At 72.7% G+C, this 15,331-nt stretch carries 12 protein-coding genes; 9 read left to right on the plus strand and 3 right to left on the minus strand.

Going from position 1 to position 15,331, the window contains the following annotated elements; genetic code table 11:
• Window position 1: 1 nt before the first annotated feature.
• Window positions 2-1,705, plus strand: coding sequence for a proline--tRNA ligase (locus ACFZBP_RS40655; RefSeq protein WP_383459900.1), 1,704 nt, complete (start codon window positions 2-4; stop codon window positions 1,703-1,705).
• 307 nt (window positions 1,706-2,012) lie between these two features.
• Here ACFZBP_RS40655 and ACFZBP_RS40660 read toward each other — a convergent pair whose 3' ends face one another.
• From ACFZBP_RS40660 to ACFZBP_RS40670, 3 genes are all read right to left on the minus strand, one after another.
• On the minus strand, window positions 2,013-2,912 hold the full coding sequence (locus tag ACFZBP_RS40660) for an aminoglycoside phosphotransferase family protein (protein WP_383459898.1): 900 nt from the start codon (window positions 2,910-2,912) through the stop codon (window positions 2,013-2,015).
• 61 nt (window positions 2,913-2,973) lie between these two features.
• Window positions 2,974-3,450, minus strand: coding sequence for a ferritin-like domain-containing protein (locus ACFZBP_RS40665; protein WP_383459895.1), 477 nt, complete (start codon window positions 3,448-3,450; stop codon window positions 2,974-2,976).
• Window positions 3,447-4,013, minus strand: coding sequence for a hypothetical protein (locus tag ACFZBP_RS40670; protein ID WP_383459891.1), 567 nt, complete (start codon window positions 4,011-4,013; stop codon window positions 3,447-3,449). The genes ACFZBP_RS40665 and ACFZBP_RS40670 overlap by 4 nt, the downstream gene beginning before the upstream one ends.
• A 210-nt stretch (window positions 4,014-4,223) precedes the next feature.
• Here ACFZBP_RS40670 and rimP point away from each other — a divergent pair, with 210 nt between their 5' ends.
• The 8 genes from rimP to ACFZBP_RS40710 all read left to right on the plus strand — a co-directional run bounded on the left by rimP (window position 4,224) and on the right by ACFZBP_RS40710 (window position 15,221).
• Entirely contained in the window at window positions 4,224-4,736 is a 513-nt protein-coding gene (gene rimP, locus ACFZBP_RS40675) for a ribosome maturation factor RimP (protein ID WP_391420947.1), read from the plus strand.
• A 2-nt stretch (window positions 4,737-4,738) separates the two neighbouring features.
• Window positions 4,739-5,725 (plus strand): transcription termination factor NusA, encoded by a 987-nt coding sequence (nusA, locus tag ACFZBP_RS40680; protein ID WP_030054478.1) that lies wholly within the window; start codon window positions 4,739-4,741, stop codon window positions 5,723-5,725.
• A gap of 102 nt (window positions 5,726-5,827) precedes the next feature.
• A complete protein-coding gene (locus tag ACFZBP_RS40685; RefSeq protein WP_079056305.1) occupies window positions 5,828-6,124 on the plus strand; it encodes a YlxR family protein in 297 nt (98 codons plus the stop codon).
• A gap of 147 nt (window positions 6,125-6,271) precedes the next feature.
• Window positions 6,272-9,391, plus strand: coding sequence for a translation initiation factor IF-2 (gene infB, locus ACFZBP_RS40690; protein ID WP_391420948.1), 3,120 nt, complete (start codon window positions 6,272-6,274; stop codon window positions 9,389-9,391).
• A 184-nt stretch (window positions 9,392-9,575) separates the two neighbouring features.
• Window positions 9,576-9,869, plus strand: coding sequence for a DUF503 domain-containing protein (locus ACFZBP_RS40695; protein WP_383459879.1), 294 nt, complete (start codon window positions 9,576-9,578; stop codon window positions 9,867-9,869).
• A gap of 37 nt (window positions 9,870-9,906) precedes the next feature.
• Window positions 9,907-10,362, plus strand: a complete 456-nt coding sequence (gene rbfA, locus ACFZBP_RS40700; protein WP_031484943.1) for a 30S ribosome-binding factor RbfA — start codon at window positions 9,907-9,909, stop codon at window positions 10,360-10,362.
• On the plus strand, window positions 10,359-11,264 hold the full coding sequence (gene truB, locus ACFZBP_RS40705) for a tRNA pseudouridine(55) synthase TruB (RefSeq protein WP_383459876.1): 906 nt from the start codon (window positions 10,359-10,361) through the stop codon (window positions 11,262-11,264). Before rbfA ends, truB begins: the two co-directional genes overlap by 4 nt.
• Before the next feature lie 540 nt (window positions 11,265-11,804).
• Window positions 11,805-15,221 (plus strand): serine protease, encoded by a 3,417-nt coding sequence (locus ACFZBP_RS40710; RefSeq protein WP_391420949.1) that lies wholly within the window; start codon window positions 11,805-11,807, stop codon window positions 15,219-15,221.
• Window positions 15,222-15,331: the final 110 nt, after the last annotated feature.

Consider the following 15,331-nt stretch of genomic DNA (forward strand, 5'->3'; position numbering starts at 1 on the left):
CATGGCGAACGCACCGGTCCAGCGCATGTCCCAGTTGATGGCGAAGACGCTGCGCGACGACCCGGCGGACGCCGAGGTCCTCAGCCACAAGCTGCTCGTCCGCGCCGGCTACGTCCGCCGCACGGCGGCCGGCATCTGGTCGTGGCTGCCCCTCGGCAAGCGGGTCCTCGCCAACGTCGAGCGCATCGTCCGCGAGGAGATGGACGCCATCGGCGCCCAGGAGGTGCTGCTCCCCGCGCTGCTGCCGCGCGAGCCGTACGACGCGACGGGCCGCTGGGACGAGTACGGCCAGGAGCTGTTCCGGCTCAAGGACCGCAAGGGCGGCGACTACCTGCTCGGCCCGACCCACGAGGAGATCTTCACCCTGCTGGTGAAGGACCAGGCGTCCTCCTACAAGGACCTGCCGGTCATCCTCTACCAGATCCAGCACAAGTACCGTGACGAGGCCCGCCCCCGGGCCGGCATCCTGCGCGGCCGCGAGTTCCTGATGAAGGACTCGTACTCCTTCGACACCGAGGACGAGGGCCTGGCGAAGTCCTACGCCCTGCACCGCGAGGCGTACCAGAAGATCTTCGCGCGCCTCGGCCTGGACTACCGCATCTGCGCCGCCACCGCGGGCGCGATGGGCGGCTCCAAGTCGGAGGAGTTCCTCGCCCCGGCCGGCGCCGGCGAGGACACCTTCGCCGACTGCCCGAACTGCGACTTCGCGGCCAACACCGAGGCGATCTCGTACGAGCTGAAGCCGGTGGACGCCGACGGAGTGGCCGCCCTCGAAGAGATCCCGACGCCCGACACCCCGACCATCGAGACCCTCGCCGCCCACCTCGGCGTCCCGGCCTCCGCGACCCTCAAGAACCTCCTCGTCAAGGTCGACGGCGAGATCGTCGCCGTCGGCGTGCCCGGCGACCGCGAGGTCGACATGGACAAGGTCGAGGCGCACTTCGCGCCGGCCGTCGTCGAGATGGTCACCGAGGCGGACTTCGCGGCCCGCCCCGACCTGGTCCGCGGCTACGTCGGCCCGCAGGGCCTGGGCGAGAAGGTCAAGTACATCGCCGACCCGCGCGTGGCCCCCGGCACCTCCTGGATCACCGGCGCCAACAAGGACGCCACGCACGCCAAGAACGTCGTCGCGGGCCGTGACTTCGAGGTCGGCGAGTACGTCGACGTCGTGGTCGTCCAGGAGGGCGACCCCTGCCCGAAGTGCGGCACCGGCCTCAAGCTCGACCGCGCCATCGAGATCGGACACATCTTCCAGCTGGGCCGCAAGTACGCCGACGCCCTCAAGCTCGATGTCCTCGGCCAGAACGGCAAGCCGGTCCGCGTCACCATGGGCTCCTACGGCGTCGGCGTCTCCCGCGCGGTCGCGGCCCTCGCCGAGCAGACCGCCGACGACAAGGGCCTGTGCTGGCCCGCCGAGGTCGCCCCGGCCGACGTCCACGTGGTCGCCGCCGGCAAGGCCCTGCAGACCGAACTCGCCCTCGACGTCTCCGAGAAGCTGTCCGCGGCCGGCCTGCGCGTCCTGTGCGACGACCGGGCGGGCGTCTCGCCGGGCGTGAAGTTCACCGACTCGGAGCTGATCGGCGTACCGAAGATCCTTGTGGCCGGGCGGCGCGCGGCCGAGGGTGTCGTCGAGCTCAAGGACCGCAGGACCGGTGAGCGCGAGGAGCTGACCGTCGACGAGGCCATCGCGCGCCTGACCGCGTAAAGGAAGCCCTCAGAAACCTCTCGGGGCGCCCAAAGGCACCTCACAGCTTTCCCTCAGGCCGTTCCCCGACCGTAGGACGTGACAGAGCGTCACTACGGGAGGGGAACGGTCCTGCGTACCAGAGTCCGAGGCCGACGCCGCCCGCAGCCGCTTCCGCACGGACTCGGAACTCGCCGCCCCCCAACGCGACGGCGGCGACGGCTGACTGCTCCGCCCGGGCTCTGCAACCAGCGGCGAGGCGGCCTACCCAGGGGCGCGGGGAACTGCGCGACAAGCCCCCACTCGCCGGAAGACAAGACACAACCCTCTAAAGCCACCCGGCAAACTCCAGCAACAACTCCGCATCCCTCGCCCGCCCCACCCGCAGCGCCCGCACCCCCGACTCCACGGCCCGGAACAACGTCCACCCGCGCAACCGCTCCTGATCCACCTCCAACGACTCCGCAAGCCGCTTCACCCGCCGCCGGGTGATCGCCGCCCCCGAAGGCGAGGCAATCAGATCCTCCACCCGGTCCCGCACCAGCCGGGCCAGGTCGAACGCACTCTCACCCACCACCGGATCCGGCCCCACCGCCAACCACGGCATCCGTTCCCCGGCCAACACCTTGCTCTGCCGAAACGTCCCATGCAGCAACCGCACCTCGGGCGGCGCGGCCAGCAACTCCTCCCGGGCGGCAAGAGCGGCATCCACGAGCACCGCCACCTCGCCGAAGTCCGACGCGGTCGCCCGCATCGCCTCGGCCTGCCGTCCCGTCCGCCGGTCGACGGTCTCGAAGGGATGGTCACCAGGCGGCTCCACCCACAGCCGCCGCAGCGTCCCCGCCGCCTCCAGCAACGCCTTCGCCTCCGGCAACGACCGCACCGACACGTCCGGATGCAACCGCTCCAGCAGCAGCACACCCTCGACCGGAGCCTCGTCGAGCAGTTGCACGGCGCCCACCCCGCCCCAGCGCGCCAGCGCCGCCCGCTCGCTCTCCGGACGCGCCCGTGGCGGGGCAAGCTTCAGCACGGCAGGGGTGCCGTCCGCCCGCCGGACCAGTACCACCAGGCTGCTGCGCCCGCCCGGCACCTGCACCCGCTCAACGGTCAACTCGCGTAGCGCGACGGCCTGGTGGGCCGTCTCCGGCAGCCTCTCCAACCAGTCGTCACCGTCCGGCGCCGTTTCACCGAGCGCCCTGACCAGACGCTGCGGCGGTTCGAAAGCCATGCGCGAGTCGTTCCCTTCCCGTACTTCCCTGCGGCCGTACGTGTTCGCCGGCCGGTCGGCGTCAGGCGGTGGGCGCCGGTGATGCCGACGCGGTGTCCGCCCGCTCGGCGAGCCCAGGGAAGGCTACGCTCTCGCCCCGCCAGCGCACCGCCCGCACCGCAGCCTCCCGCAGCGCCTCCGCTGCCGTACCCCGCAACGGGCCCTCGGCTGCCCGCACCAGGTCGGAGTACACCCCGGCCACCCGGTCCTCCAGGCCGGCCGCGAACCGGACGGCCGCCGCCGAGTCCGGCACCGGGAAGGGCAGCGCGTACGCGGCGCTCGCGGCGACCGGCTCAGCGCCCAGGTCACGCACCTCGCGCGCCAGCGCGTCCCGTCGCGCCCGGTGCGCGTCATAGGCTGCCCGTGCTTCCGAGCGCTGCTCCTCCCGGATCCGGCCGCCGACGACGCCGTACCCGTACACCGCCGCGTGCTCGGCGGCCAGCGCCGCCTGAAGGGCCTTCAGCTGCCCCTTCTTGCCGCCGTCGTCCGTCTCGCTCACTTGGCCCCCTCCGTCAGCAGATACGCGTGCGCCGCCCCGGCCGCCGCCACGGAGGCCAGCAGCCGCGCCAGTTCGCCCGGCAGCTCGAGCAGCGCCTTCGCCCGGCGGTCCGCGAGCGCCCGTTCGGCGGCGGCCAGCTCGGCCAGCGCGTCCCTCTCGTCCACGGGCACGGCGGCCGAAGGAGAGGCTGACGGCGACGCCTGCGCCCTACCGCCCGTCGACTCACCGTCCTTCGGCGCCTCGGACGTCGTGGAAGGCCCCCCGGCGGGCCCCCCGCCGAACGCCTCCACATGCCGTACGGCCTCCGTCCGCAACGGCACCACCAGCGCCGCCAGTCCCGGATGGACGCCGAGCACGGCGTCGTACCGCGCGACCAGCCCCTCGCTGTCCCGGGCCGCCCGCGCGCGTGCCCGCTCGGCCAGTGACGGACTGCCGCTGGTGCCGCCGTCCGAGTCCTCGGACCCGGAGGAGCAGCCCACCAGCAGCGCGGCACCCGCGGCGGAGGCGAGCAGGGTTCTTCTGCGCGGCCCCGAGGGGGAGCGCGGCGGCGAGGGGTACGGCACGGCAGACGTCCTCGGGGAACTCGTACGAAAGCGGTTACGGGAACAGCGGGTCGAACAGGCCCGTGATCACCGTACCCGCGCGAGCCGACGGCACCACTCATCGGCACCGTCCGTACGCAGGTGGACGGCAACAGTCCTTGCGACCGGATACCCTTTGACCAGACACGCGCCCCATCCCACAACAGCACACGCGGCCGAGGAGTCACCCGGATGAGCACCACCCAGAGCGAGAGGCTGCGAGAACTACTGGAGCCGCTCGTCAGCTCCCAGGGCCTGGATCTCGAAGAGCTCGCAGTGGACTCCGTCGGACGCAAGCGTGTGCTCCGCGTGGTCGTCGACTCCGACACCGGTGCCGACCTGGACCGGATCGCCGATGTGAGCCGCGCGCTCTCGGCGAAGCTCGACGAGACGGACGCGATGGGCCAGGGCGAGTACACCCTCGAAGTGGGTACCCCGGGCGCGGAGCGCCCCCTCACCGAGCACCGCCACTACGTACGTGCCGTCGACCGGCTGGTGAAGTTCCAACTCGCCGAGGGCGGCGAGCTGGTGGCGCGGATCCTGAAGGTCGACGACGACGGACTCGACCTCGAGGTGCCGGGAGTGAAGGGCCGTAAGGCCACCACCCGCAGACTCGGTTTCCCGGAGATCGACAAGGCGCGCGTGCAGGTCGAGTTCAACCGCAAGGACAGCAAGAACGAGAACGAGAAGGAAGAGGAGGCGTAGCCGTGGACATCGACATGAGTGCCCTGCGGGGCTTGGTACGGGAGAAGGAGATCTCCTTCCCCCTGCTGGTCGAGGCGATCGAGTCGGCCCTCCTCATCGCCTACCACCGCACCGAGGGAAGCCGCCGCCACGCGCGCGTGGAGCTGAACCGGGAGACCGGACACGTCACCGTGTGGGCGAAGGAGGATCCCGAGGATCTGGAGGAGGGCCAGGAGGCCCGCGAGTTCGACGACACCCCGTCCGGCTTCGGCCGTATCGCCGCCACCACCGCCAAGCAGGTCATCCTGCAGCGGCTGCGCGACGCCGAGGACGACGCGACGCTCGGCGAGTACGCGGGGCGCGAGGGCGACATCGTCACCGGAGTGGTCCAGCAGGGCCGCGACCCGAAGAACGTGCTCGTCGACATCGGCAAGCTCGAGGCCATCCTGCCGGTGCAGGAGCAGGTGCCCGGCGAGACGTATCCGCACGGCATGCGGCTTCGTTCGTACGTCGTCCGGGTGGCGAAGGGCGTCCGCGGCCCCTCCGTGACCCTCTCGCGCACGCACCCCAACCTGGTGAAGAAGCTCTTCGCGCTGGAGGTGCCGGAGATCGCCGACGGGTCCGTCGAGATCGCCGCCATCGCCCGCGAGGCCGGCCACCGCACGAAGATCGCCGTACGGTCCACCCGCAGCGGTCTGAACGCCAAGGGCGCCTGTATCGGCCCCATGGGCGGCCGTGTGCGCAATGTCATGGGCGAGCTGAACGGCGAGAAGATCGACATCGTCGACTGGTCGGACGACCCGGCCGAGATGGTGGCGAACGCGCTGTCGCCGGCCCGGGTCTCCAAGGTGGAGGTCGTGGACATGGCGGCCCGCTCGGCCCGCGTGACCGTGCCCGACTACCAGCTGTCGCTGGCCATCGGCAAGGAAGGGCAGAACGCCCGGCTCGCCGCCCGACTCACCGGCTGGCGGATCGACATCCGTCCGGACACCGAGCAGGCCGGGGAATAGATCCCGGCCTCAGGTCGCTCAGATCACGTCAGGTTACTGCGCGGCAACTGTTCGAATCCTGCCCCAAAGGGGTGAGGTCGGTACGGGGAGGTAGACTTAAAGGTGTCTGGCCGGACACGCGTCCGCGCATGCCCTGAACGCACCTGTGTGGGGTGCCGGGAGCGAGCGGCCAAGGCTGATCTGCTGCGCATCGTGGCGATCAAGGACGAGTGCGTCCCTGATCCTCGCGGTACGCTGCCCGGCCGGGGTGCGTATGTACACCCCGCACTGGTCTGTCTCGACCAGGCGGTGCGCCGCCGGGCGTTCACGCGGGCGTTGCGCGCCCCGGGAGCGCTCGACACAAAGGCGTTGCGCCAGTACGTCGAGCAGACAACAGTTGCTGAGCAGGCAACACCGTAAGAAGCGTCGTGCGGAACCGCCGTGCGGCCCAGGTACCCCGCGAGTTGGAAGTAGGTCGAGATTGCGATGAGCACTCGATGAGCACGCGATGAGTACGCCCATGAAGTAGCGACGGTCCGGCCGCAACCCGGACCTAAAAGGAGCGAAGTGGCTAAGGTCCGGGTATACGAACTCGCCAAGGAGTTCGGTGTGGAGAGCAAGGTCGTCATGGCCAAGCTCCAGGAACTCGGTGAATTCGTCCGTTCGGCGTCTTCGACCATCGAAGCGCCCGTCGTCCGCAAACTGACGGACGCCCTCCAGCAGGGCAGCGGTGGCGGCAAGCCCGCCCCCGCCCGCAAGGCTGCCCCGGCGAAGCCGGCGGCCCCCTCTCCGGCGCAGGCTGCCCGTCCGGCCGCCCCGCGCCCGCCGGCCCCCAAGCCGGCCGCTGCCGAGAAGCCCGCGGCTCCCGCCGCGCCGGCCGCTCCCGGCCCCCGTCCCACCCCGGGCCCGAAGCCCGCGCCGCGCCCCGCGCCGGCGTCCCCGGCTCCGACCACGCCCGAGTTCACGGCGCCCCCGGCGGCTCCCGCCGCTCCGGCCGCCTCTCAGGGCCAGGGCTCCGGCCCGCGTCCGGGTGCTCCGCGTCCGGGCGGCCAGGCGCCGCGCCCCGGCGCCCCCCGTCCGGGTGGTCCCGGCCAGGGCGGCCAGGGCCGTGGTGACCGCGGCGACCGTCCCGGCGCTCCGCGTCCGGGTGGCGGCGGCGCGCGTCCCGGTGCCCGTCCGGCCGGTCCCCGTCCGGGCAACAACCCGTTCACCTCTGGTGGCTCCACCGGCATGGCGCGCCCGCAGGCGCCCCGTCCGGGCGGCGCCCCGCGTCCCGGCGGCCAGGGCGGCCCCGGTGCCCCCGGCGGCGCTCCGCGTCCGCAGGGTCAGGGCGGTCCCCGTCCTCAGGGTGCGGCGGGCGGTCCCCGTCCGCAGGCTCCGGGCGGCGCTCGTCCCACCCCGGGCGGCATGCCCCGTCCGCAGGGCGGCGGCCCGCGTCCCGGTGGCGGCCCCGGTGGTCCGCGTCCGAACCCCGGCATGATGCCGCAGCGTCCCGCTGCGGGCCCGCGTCCCGGTGGCGGTGGCCCCGGCGGCCGTGGTCCCGGTGGCGGCGGTCGCCCCGGTGGCGGCGGCGGTCGTCCGGGCGGCGGCGGCTTCGCCGGTCGTCCCGGTGGCGGCGGCGGTGGCGGCTTCGCCGGTCGTCCGGGTGGTCCCGGTGGCGGTGGCGGCGGTTTCGCCGGCCGTCCGGGTGGTCCCGGTGGTGGCGGCGGTGGCCGTCCCGGCTTCGGCGGTCGTCCCGGTGGTCCGGGCGGTCGTGGTGGCACGCAGGGCGCCTTCGGTCGTCCCGGTGGACCCGCGCGTCGTGGCCGCAAGTCGAAGCGGCAGAGGCGCCAGGAGTACGAGGCCATGCAGGCCCCGTCGGTCGGCGGCGTGATGCTGCCTCGCGGCAACGGCGAGTCCATTCGCCTGTCGCGCGGTGCTTCGCTCACCGACTTCGCGGAGAAGATCAACGCCAACCCGGCGTCGCTCGTCGCGGTCATGATGAACCTCGGCGAGATGGTCACGGCCACGCAGTCCGTCTCCGACGAGACGCTGCAGCTCCTCGCCGACGAGATGAACTACACGGTTCAGATCGTCAGCCCGGAGGAGGAGGACCGCGAGCTTCTCGAGTCCTTCGACATCGAGTTCGGCGAGGACGAGGGCGACGAGGAGGACCTGGTGGTCCGCCCGCCGGTCGTCACCGTCATGGGTCACGTCGACCACGGTAAGACCCGACTCCTCGACGCCATCCGCAAGACGAACGTCATCGCGGGCGAGGCCGGCGGCATCACCCAGCACATCGGTGCCTACCAGGTCTCCACCCAGGTCAACGACGAGGACCGCGCGATCACCTTCATCGACACCCCGGGTCACGAGGCGTTCACCGCCATGCGTGCCCGTGGTGCCCGGTCGACGGACATCGCGATCCTGGTCGTCGCGGCCAACGACGGCGTCATGCCGCAGACGGTCGAGGCGCTCAACCACGCCAAGGCGGCGGACGTCCCGATCGTCGTCGCGGTCAACAAGATCGACGTCGAGGGCGCCGACCCGACCAAGGTGCGCGGTCAGCTCACCGAGTACGGGCTGGTGGCCGAGGAGTACGGCGGCGACACGATGTTCGTCGACATCTCCGCCAAGCAGGGGCTGCACATCGACTCCCTGCTGGAGGCCGTGATCCTGACGGCCGACGCCTCGCTCGACCTGCGGGCCAACCCGAACCAGGACGCGCAGGGCATCTCGATCGAGTCCCGCCTCGACCGCGGCCGCGGTGCCGTGGCGACGGTCCTCGTCCAGCGAGGCACCCTGCGGGTCGGCGACACGATGGTCGTGGGCGACGCCTACGGTCGTGTGCGCGCCATGCTCGACGACAACGGCAACAACGTCGCCGAGGCCGGTCCGTCGACGCCGGTCCAGGTGTTGGGTCTCACCAACGTCCCGGGCGCGGGCGACAACTTCCTCGTCGTCGAGGAGGACCGTACGGCCCGCCAGATCGCGGAGAAGCGTGCCGCTCGCGAGCGCAATGCGGCCTTCGCGAAGCGCACGCGCCGCGTGTCGCTGGAGGACCTGGACAAGGTGCTGAAGGCCGGCGAGGTCCAGCAGCTGAACCTGATCATCAAGGGCGACGCGTCCGGATCGGTCGAGGCTCTGGAGTCCTCCCTGCTGCAGCTGGACGTCGGCGAAGAGGTCGACATCCGCGTCCTGCACCGCGGCGTCGGTGCGGTCACGGAGTCCGACATCGACCTGGCCATGGGCTCCGACGCCATCGTCATCGGCTTCAACGTCCGGGCAGCCGGCCGTGCGCAGCAGATGGCGGAGCGCGAGGGCGTGGACGTCCGGTACTACTCGGTCATCTACCAGGCGATCGAGGAGATCGAGGCGGCCCTCAAGGGCATGCTCAAGCCGGAGTACGAAGAGGTCGAGCTCGGTACGGCGGAGATCCGCGAGGTCTTCAAGTCGTCCAAGCTGGGCAACATCGCGGGTGTTCTCATCCGCTCCGGCGAGGTCAAGCGCAACACCAAGGCGCGCCTCGTCCGCGATGGCAAGGTCATCGCGGAGAACCTCAACATCGAGGGTCTGCGTCGCTTCAAGGACGACGTCACCGAGATCCGCGAAGGGTTCGAGGGCGGTATCAACCTCGGCAACTTCAACGACATCAAGGTCGACGACGTCATCGCGACGTACGAGATGCGCGAGAAGCCGCGGGCGTAACAGCCACGGTTGGTGCCGGCCGGCGGGACTTCGGTTCCGTCGGCCGGCACGCCGTTTGGCCCTCGGTCAGCGGTGCGTAATATCCGTCGATCGGCTCACCCCCTTCGATGTACCGTTCTGATGTCCCTGCCGATCAGCCGGCGGGGCCATCGATCCCGGGCCGGCGGGTGAACCGGTTTCACACATGTATGTGGGGACTCTGTCCTTCGACCTGCTCCTCGGTGACGTGCACTCACTGAAGGAGAAGCGCTCTCTCGTCCGTCCGATCGTGGCCGAACTCCAGCGCAAGTACGCGGTGAGTGTGGCGGAGACGGGGAACCAGAACCTCCATCGCAGGGCCGAGATCGGGCTCGCGGTGGTCTCCGGGGACACGGGACACCTCGCCGACGTACTGGACCGCTGTGAGCGGCTGGTCGCCGGGCGGCCCGAGGTGGAACTGCTCTCGGTTCGACGCAGACTCCACAGCGACGAAGACTGAAGCAAGCAGCAAGAGAAGTTACTAAGGAGACGGACCAGTGGCCGACAACGCGCGGGCGAAAAGGCTGGCGGACCTCATCCGGGAGGTGGTGGCCCAGAAGCTGCAGCGTGGGATCAAGGACCCGCGGCTCGGCTCGCACGTCACCATCACGGACACCCGGGTCACGGGTGACCTGCGGGAGGCGACCGTCTTCTACACGGTGTACGGGGACGACGAGGAGCGGGCGGCCGCCGCGGCCGGACTGGAGAGCGCCAAGGGCGTACTGCGGTCGGCGGTCGGGGCCGCCGCGGGCGTGAAGTTCACGCCGACCCTGACCTTCGTCGCCGACGCCCTTCCGGACACCGCCCGGACCATCGAGGACCTCCTCGACAAGGCCCGGCAGTCGGACGAGAAGGTGCGTGAGGTGTCCGCGGGCGCCAAGTACGCCGGTGAGGCGGACCCCTACCGCAAGCCGGGCGCCGAGGACGAGACGGACGGCGACACCGCGGAATGACGCAGAAGCACACCACGCCCGACGGCCTTGTCATCGTCGACAAGCCGTCGGGCTTCACTTCGCACGACGTCGTCGCCAAGATGCGCGGTATCGCGCGCACACGGCGCGTCGGGCACGCCGGCACCCTCGACCCCATGGCGACGGGCGTCCTCGTCCTCGGCGTCGAGAAGGCGACCAAGCTGCTCGGTCACCTGGCCCTGACCGAGAAGGAGTACCTGGGCACGATCCGCCTTGGCCAGACCACCGTCACCGACGACGCCGAGGGCGAGATCACGGCGGCGGTCGACGCCTCGAAGGTCACCCGCGACGCCATCGACGCCGGGATCGCCAAGCTGACCGGCGACATCATGCAGGTGCCGTCCAAGGTCAGCGCCATCAAGATCGACGGGGTGCGCTCCTACAAGCGGGCGCGGGAGGGGGAGGACTTCGAGATCCCGGCGAGGCCGGTCACCGTCTCGTCGTTCTCGGTCTACGACGTCCGGGACGCGGTCGCCGACGATGGCACCGCCGTCCTCGACCTGGTCGTCTCGGTGGTCTGCTCCTCCGGCACGTACATCCGTGCCCTTGCCCGTGACCTCGGTGCCGACCTCGGCGTGGGCGGCCACCTCACGGCGCTGCGCCGCACCCGGGTCGGCCCGTACAAGCTGGACTCGGCGAGGACCCTGGAGCAGCTCCAGCAGGAGCTGACGGTCATGCCGATCGCCGAGGCCGCTGCGGCCGCGTTCCCCCGCTGGGACGTCGACGCCAGACGGGCCCGGCTGCTGATCAACGGGGTCCGGCTCGACATGCCCGACGAGTACGCGGGTGCCGGCTCGGTCGCCGTCTTCGGCCCCGAGGGCCGCCTCCTCGCGCTCGTGGAGGAACACAAGGGCAAGGCGAAGAGCCTGGCCGTCTTCGGCTGAGGCGCGCTATCGGTTGCCTGCCCGTGGAGCGGCGGTCACGGGGTCGTGCCCGCCGCTCCACGGTCCCCCCTCGGTTCCCCCACCTCTAGGGTGTATCCAACGACGCCCGCCTGTTCACCCGTCTGTGCAGGCGCTCGGAGTGAACCGAGGGAGCGGAAGGGGGCGCGTTCGCCGAGCGATCTGTCCCGCTGATCACATCCCGCCTACCGTCGAAAGAACAGGGCGTAGGCGTATGGGCGTGTGGGCGCACGGCGGGAAGGTTCGACGATGGCGGATGCCGGGGCATGTCCTTGGGGTTTGGGGGATGCGTCGGGTTCCTGGGCGGCGGCTGACGGGGGCGGTGCGGCTCAGGCGGATGTCGGGTCGGGGCTTCGGGATCTCGGGGAGGCGGCCGGGCCCTGGGCCGGCGCGGAGTTCCTCGGTGCGGCTGACCGGGTCCCGCGCCGGGACGGTGGGTCCGGGGGCGGGGTCGATGAAGGTCGTGGTGGGGAATGCCCGGGCCGCGAGGGGCCGGGTGTGCGGGTCCGGGACGAGGACCTGGTGCGTATTCATGATCTGGCCGGTCGGCCCCGGGGGGTCGGGTTCGTGGCCGACCATCGTGGGACCGTCGTCACCAGCCCGGAGGTCGTCGACGGCCTGGACCGGGTGGTCCTGCGCGCCGCCGACGGGGAACGCTGCTGTGTGGTGCCCGCGGCCGAGGTGACCTCGTTGGCGGAGGCGGGGCTGGCGCTCGTACCGACTCAGGGGCTGGGCGTCGGGCCGTTGCCGGTGAGTGGGCGGGAGCGGGTCGGGGTCGGGGCGTATGTGCGGATCGCGGCCGGCGGGTGGCGGGAGGCGCGGGTGCTGGGCGACGTGTCCGCGACGTACGCCGGGGCGGACCGCGTTCATCTCGTCGACCGCGCACTGGAGTTGGCGATCGGCACCGCAGGACGGGACGCGCTGCGGCAGGGTGGCGGGGCGGCCGGGGGACCCGTGCTCGATGCCGGTACCGGCACTGTCGTGGGTGTGCTCGGCACGGCCCTGCGGTCCGGTCAGCGTGACGCCGTACTCGCCGTGCCGCTGAGCCCCACGGCCGACGGGCCGCTGGCCGAGCTGCTGGCCGAGAACGCGGCGACCGTGCCGGCGTACGGAGCCGACCTCAACCTGGCGGGCGTACTGGAGCTGACGGCCACGTCGGTCGGGCAGGACGGTCCGCCGGCGGACGCCGGGGGAGCGGTGGCTCCGGTCGAACGGGTCTCCATCACGCGGGAGTTCAGCGCCTTCACCGCGAGCCGGGCGGGCGTGCTGGGCCTCGTCGGGCGCCCCGGCAGCGGCCGTACTACGGAACTCGCGGCCCTCGCCGCCCGCCGCCACCACGGCCCGGAACCGGCCCCCACCCTGTGGCTGCGCGGCGCCGACCTGAAGGGCGACGACACCTCCGTGGCCGACGCCGCGCGCCGGGCGCTGACCCGGGCGGCGCGCATCGTGGCGGCGTCGGCCCGCGTCGACGCGGCGGCCCTCGGCGACACGACCCCGGAACGCCTGGCCGACGTCTCCCGCGCCACCGGCCGCCCCCTGCTGCTCCTCCTGGACGGCCCGGAGGAGATGCCGCCCGTCCTGGCCCACCGGCTCACGGAGTGGACCGAGGGCACGGAGGAGTGGCTGCGGGTGACGGGGGCGCGGCTGGTGGTGGCGTGCCGGGCGGAGTACTGGGAGGGAGCCGGCGCCGAGTTTCCGCGGGAGCTGCTGTACCGCCCCGCCGAGCCGGCCGGGGACGGGGCGTCCGACCGGTTTCCGGCCTGTGTGCCGCTCGACGACCTCACCCCCGACGAGGCCCGGCAGGCACGCGCCCGCTACGGCATCCCGGAAGGCGCCCTCACCGGCCCCGATGCCCGCCACCCCCTCACCCTCCGGCTCCTGTCCGACGTGCGCGCCGCCCTCCCCGACGCCCCGGCCGCCCCGGTCGACCGCGACGACGTCCTCTCCGCCCACCTCGACCTGATGTGCCTGCGCGTCGCCGTCCGCCTCGCCGTCGAGAACGGCCTGCGCGGCACCGCCGTACGCCGCCTCGCCGCCAAGGTCTCCGGCCAGGTCCACGAGGCCGCGCGGCGCAGCCTCGGGCCGGGGCAGGGAGAGCTGGACCGGGCGTCGTTCGAGGCGCTGTTCCCGTGGAGCCAGGCGCCCGCGAGGCTCGGCGGCGGTACAGGCTGGGCCTCCGCCGTCCTCGCCGAAGGCCTCCTCGTCCCCGCGGGCAACGGCTACCGCTTCGCCCACGAGGAGCTCGCCGACTGGATCCAGGGCATGCACCTCGACCTGGACGAGGCCCTGCACGCCCTGGTCCACCGCCGCCGCACCGACCCCGACGCCGAGCACCCCCTCCCCGTACCGCGCCACCGCGTCGGACCCGTCGTCCAGGCCCTCCTGCTGCTCCCGCGCCACCAAGGCCCTCACCAACTCACCCTGCGCCTCCATGAGTTGATGGACGCGCTGGAGGCCGACCGCAGCTCCTGGTGGGCCGCCCGGCTCCTCGCCGAGACCCTGCTGCGCGTCCCCAACGCGACGCCGTACCTGGACGTACTGCGCCTCCTCACCGACCGGATCGTGGTCTGGCGGCGCCACGAACGCGTCGCGCCCCGCGAGTTCGACCCCGGCTTCTGGACCGCGCTGCCGCTCCCGGACGGCGAACGTCTCGGGCTGCTGCGCCGCCTCGTCCTCACCGACGGCCCGCCGACCGAGACACCAGACGCCGGGGAGCCCGGCCAGCCCCGGCACCCCCGCTACCTGGACGCCGTCGCCACGCTCCTCGCCGCCGACCCCACCGCCGTACAACGTCACCTCACCCGCTGGTTCGACGACGACCGCCCGCTGCCCGCCACCCCGCACGCGACCGTCGCCCGCGCCGCCCAGGCGCTGCTCCACACGCACCGCCACGGCGCCCTCGACGACCTCACCGAGACCCTCGTCGACAGCGCGCACCGCAGGGCCGACGAACTCCTCGCCGTACTGGCCGAGGAGGAGACGTCCGCGATCTGCCGGGCCGTCGACCGCTGGGCGCGTGACGAGCGGCCCGGGCGGCGCGTCGCGGCGGTGGCCTACGGGCTGCGCGCCGCACCCCATGTCCGCACCGAGGCCGACCGCGAGCTGCTGCGCTACGCCGCCCTCGCCCTGCTCGCCCGCCCCGACGACTGCACCCTGCACGGCGGCGCGCTCGCCGTCCTGGTCCAGGACCCCCGCACCCGTACCCGCCATCTCCCGCGGGCGCTGGCGCACTTCGCGGCCGACGACCCCCAGTTCCCGCCCGGTGCCCTGCTCGTCGCCCTGGCGACCCATCCCGAGCAGGTCCTCGGAGCCTTCCAGGACCGGCTGAGCCGGCCGGACGCCGCAGAGGCGCTGCGCGCACTCGCCGACGCCGCCACGCCCGGCCAAGCGCGCAGGGTCGCCGGCGTCGTCGGGGAGGCGGTGCGGCGGCGCCCCGAGACCGCCGCGGACGTCGCCGTGTACGTCGGCCGGCGCCTGGAGCAGGGGCCGAGCGTCCGCGCGGTCCTCCTGCCGCTGGTCACCGGGCTGCTGGACGGCGGCACGGAACCGGTGCGGGCCGCCCTCGCCGTCGTCCTCGCCGCCCCCGGCACACCCGACTCCCGCGCCCTGCGCCGCGAGCTGCTGGACTTCCTCCTCGCCCACGAACGCGCGCCCGCCGTGCTCGACGCCTTCCTGCACGCCACCGTGCGGCGGCGCGGCGAGGGGTCGGACGACGGCCTGCGCGACCTCGTCCACCACACCGGCCTGCTGCTCGTCCGCACCCCGGACGGCGCGGCCCGCTTCGACCGCGGCCTGGTCGACCTGGGTCGCCACGTCCCCGGCTTCGCCGCCCGGGTCGCCGGCTGGCTGACCGACACCCCGCAGGAGTGGACGGCGGTGGTGGGCCCGAGCACCCGCAGGATGATCGAGAACCTGTCCGGCGTCCGAGTCCCCGCATGAGCGGCGCGTCCGTACGTGCACCCGGTCACAGCACCCATGCCGATGCGGGCCGTGAGCGCCCGGCATGGCACCCTTAGACCTGCGTAAGAGCGTACGAGCAAACACGGACA

Source organism: Streptomyces sp. NPDC008086 (assembly GCF_042957325.1).
Classification (GTDB): domain Bacteria; phylum Actinomycetota; class Actinomycetes; order Streptomycetales; family Streptomycetaceae; genus Streptomyces.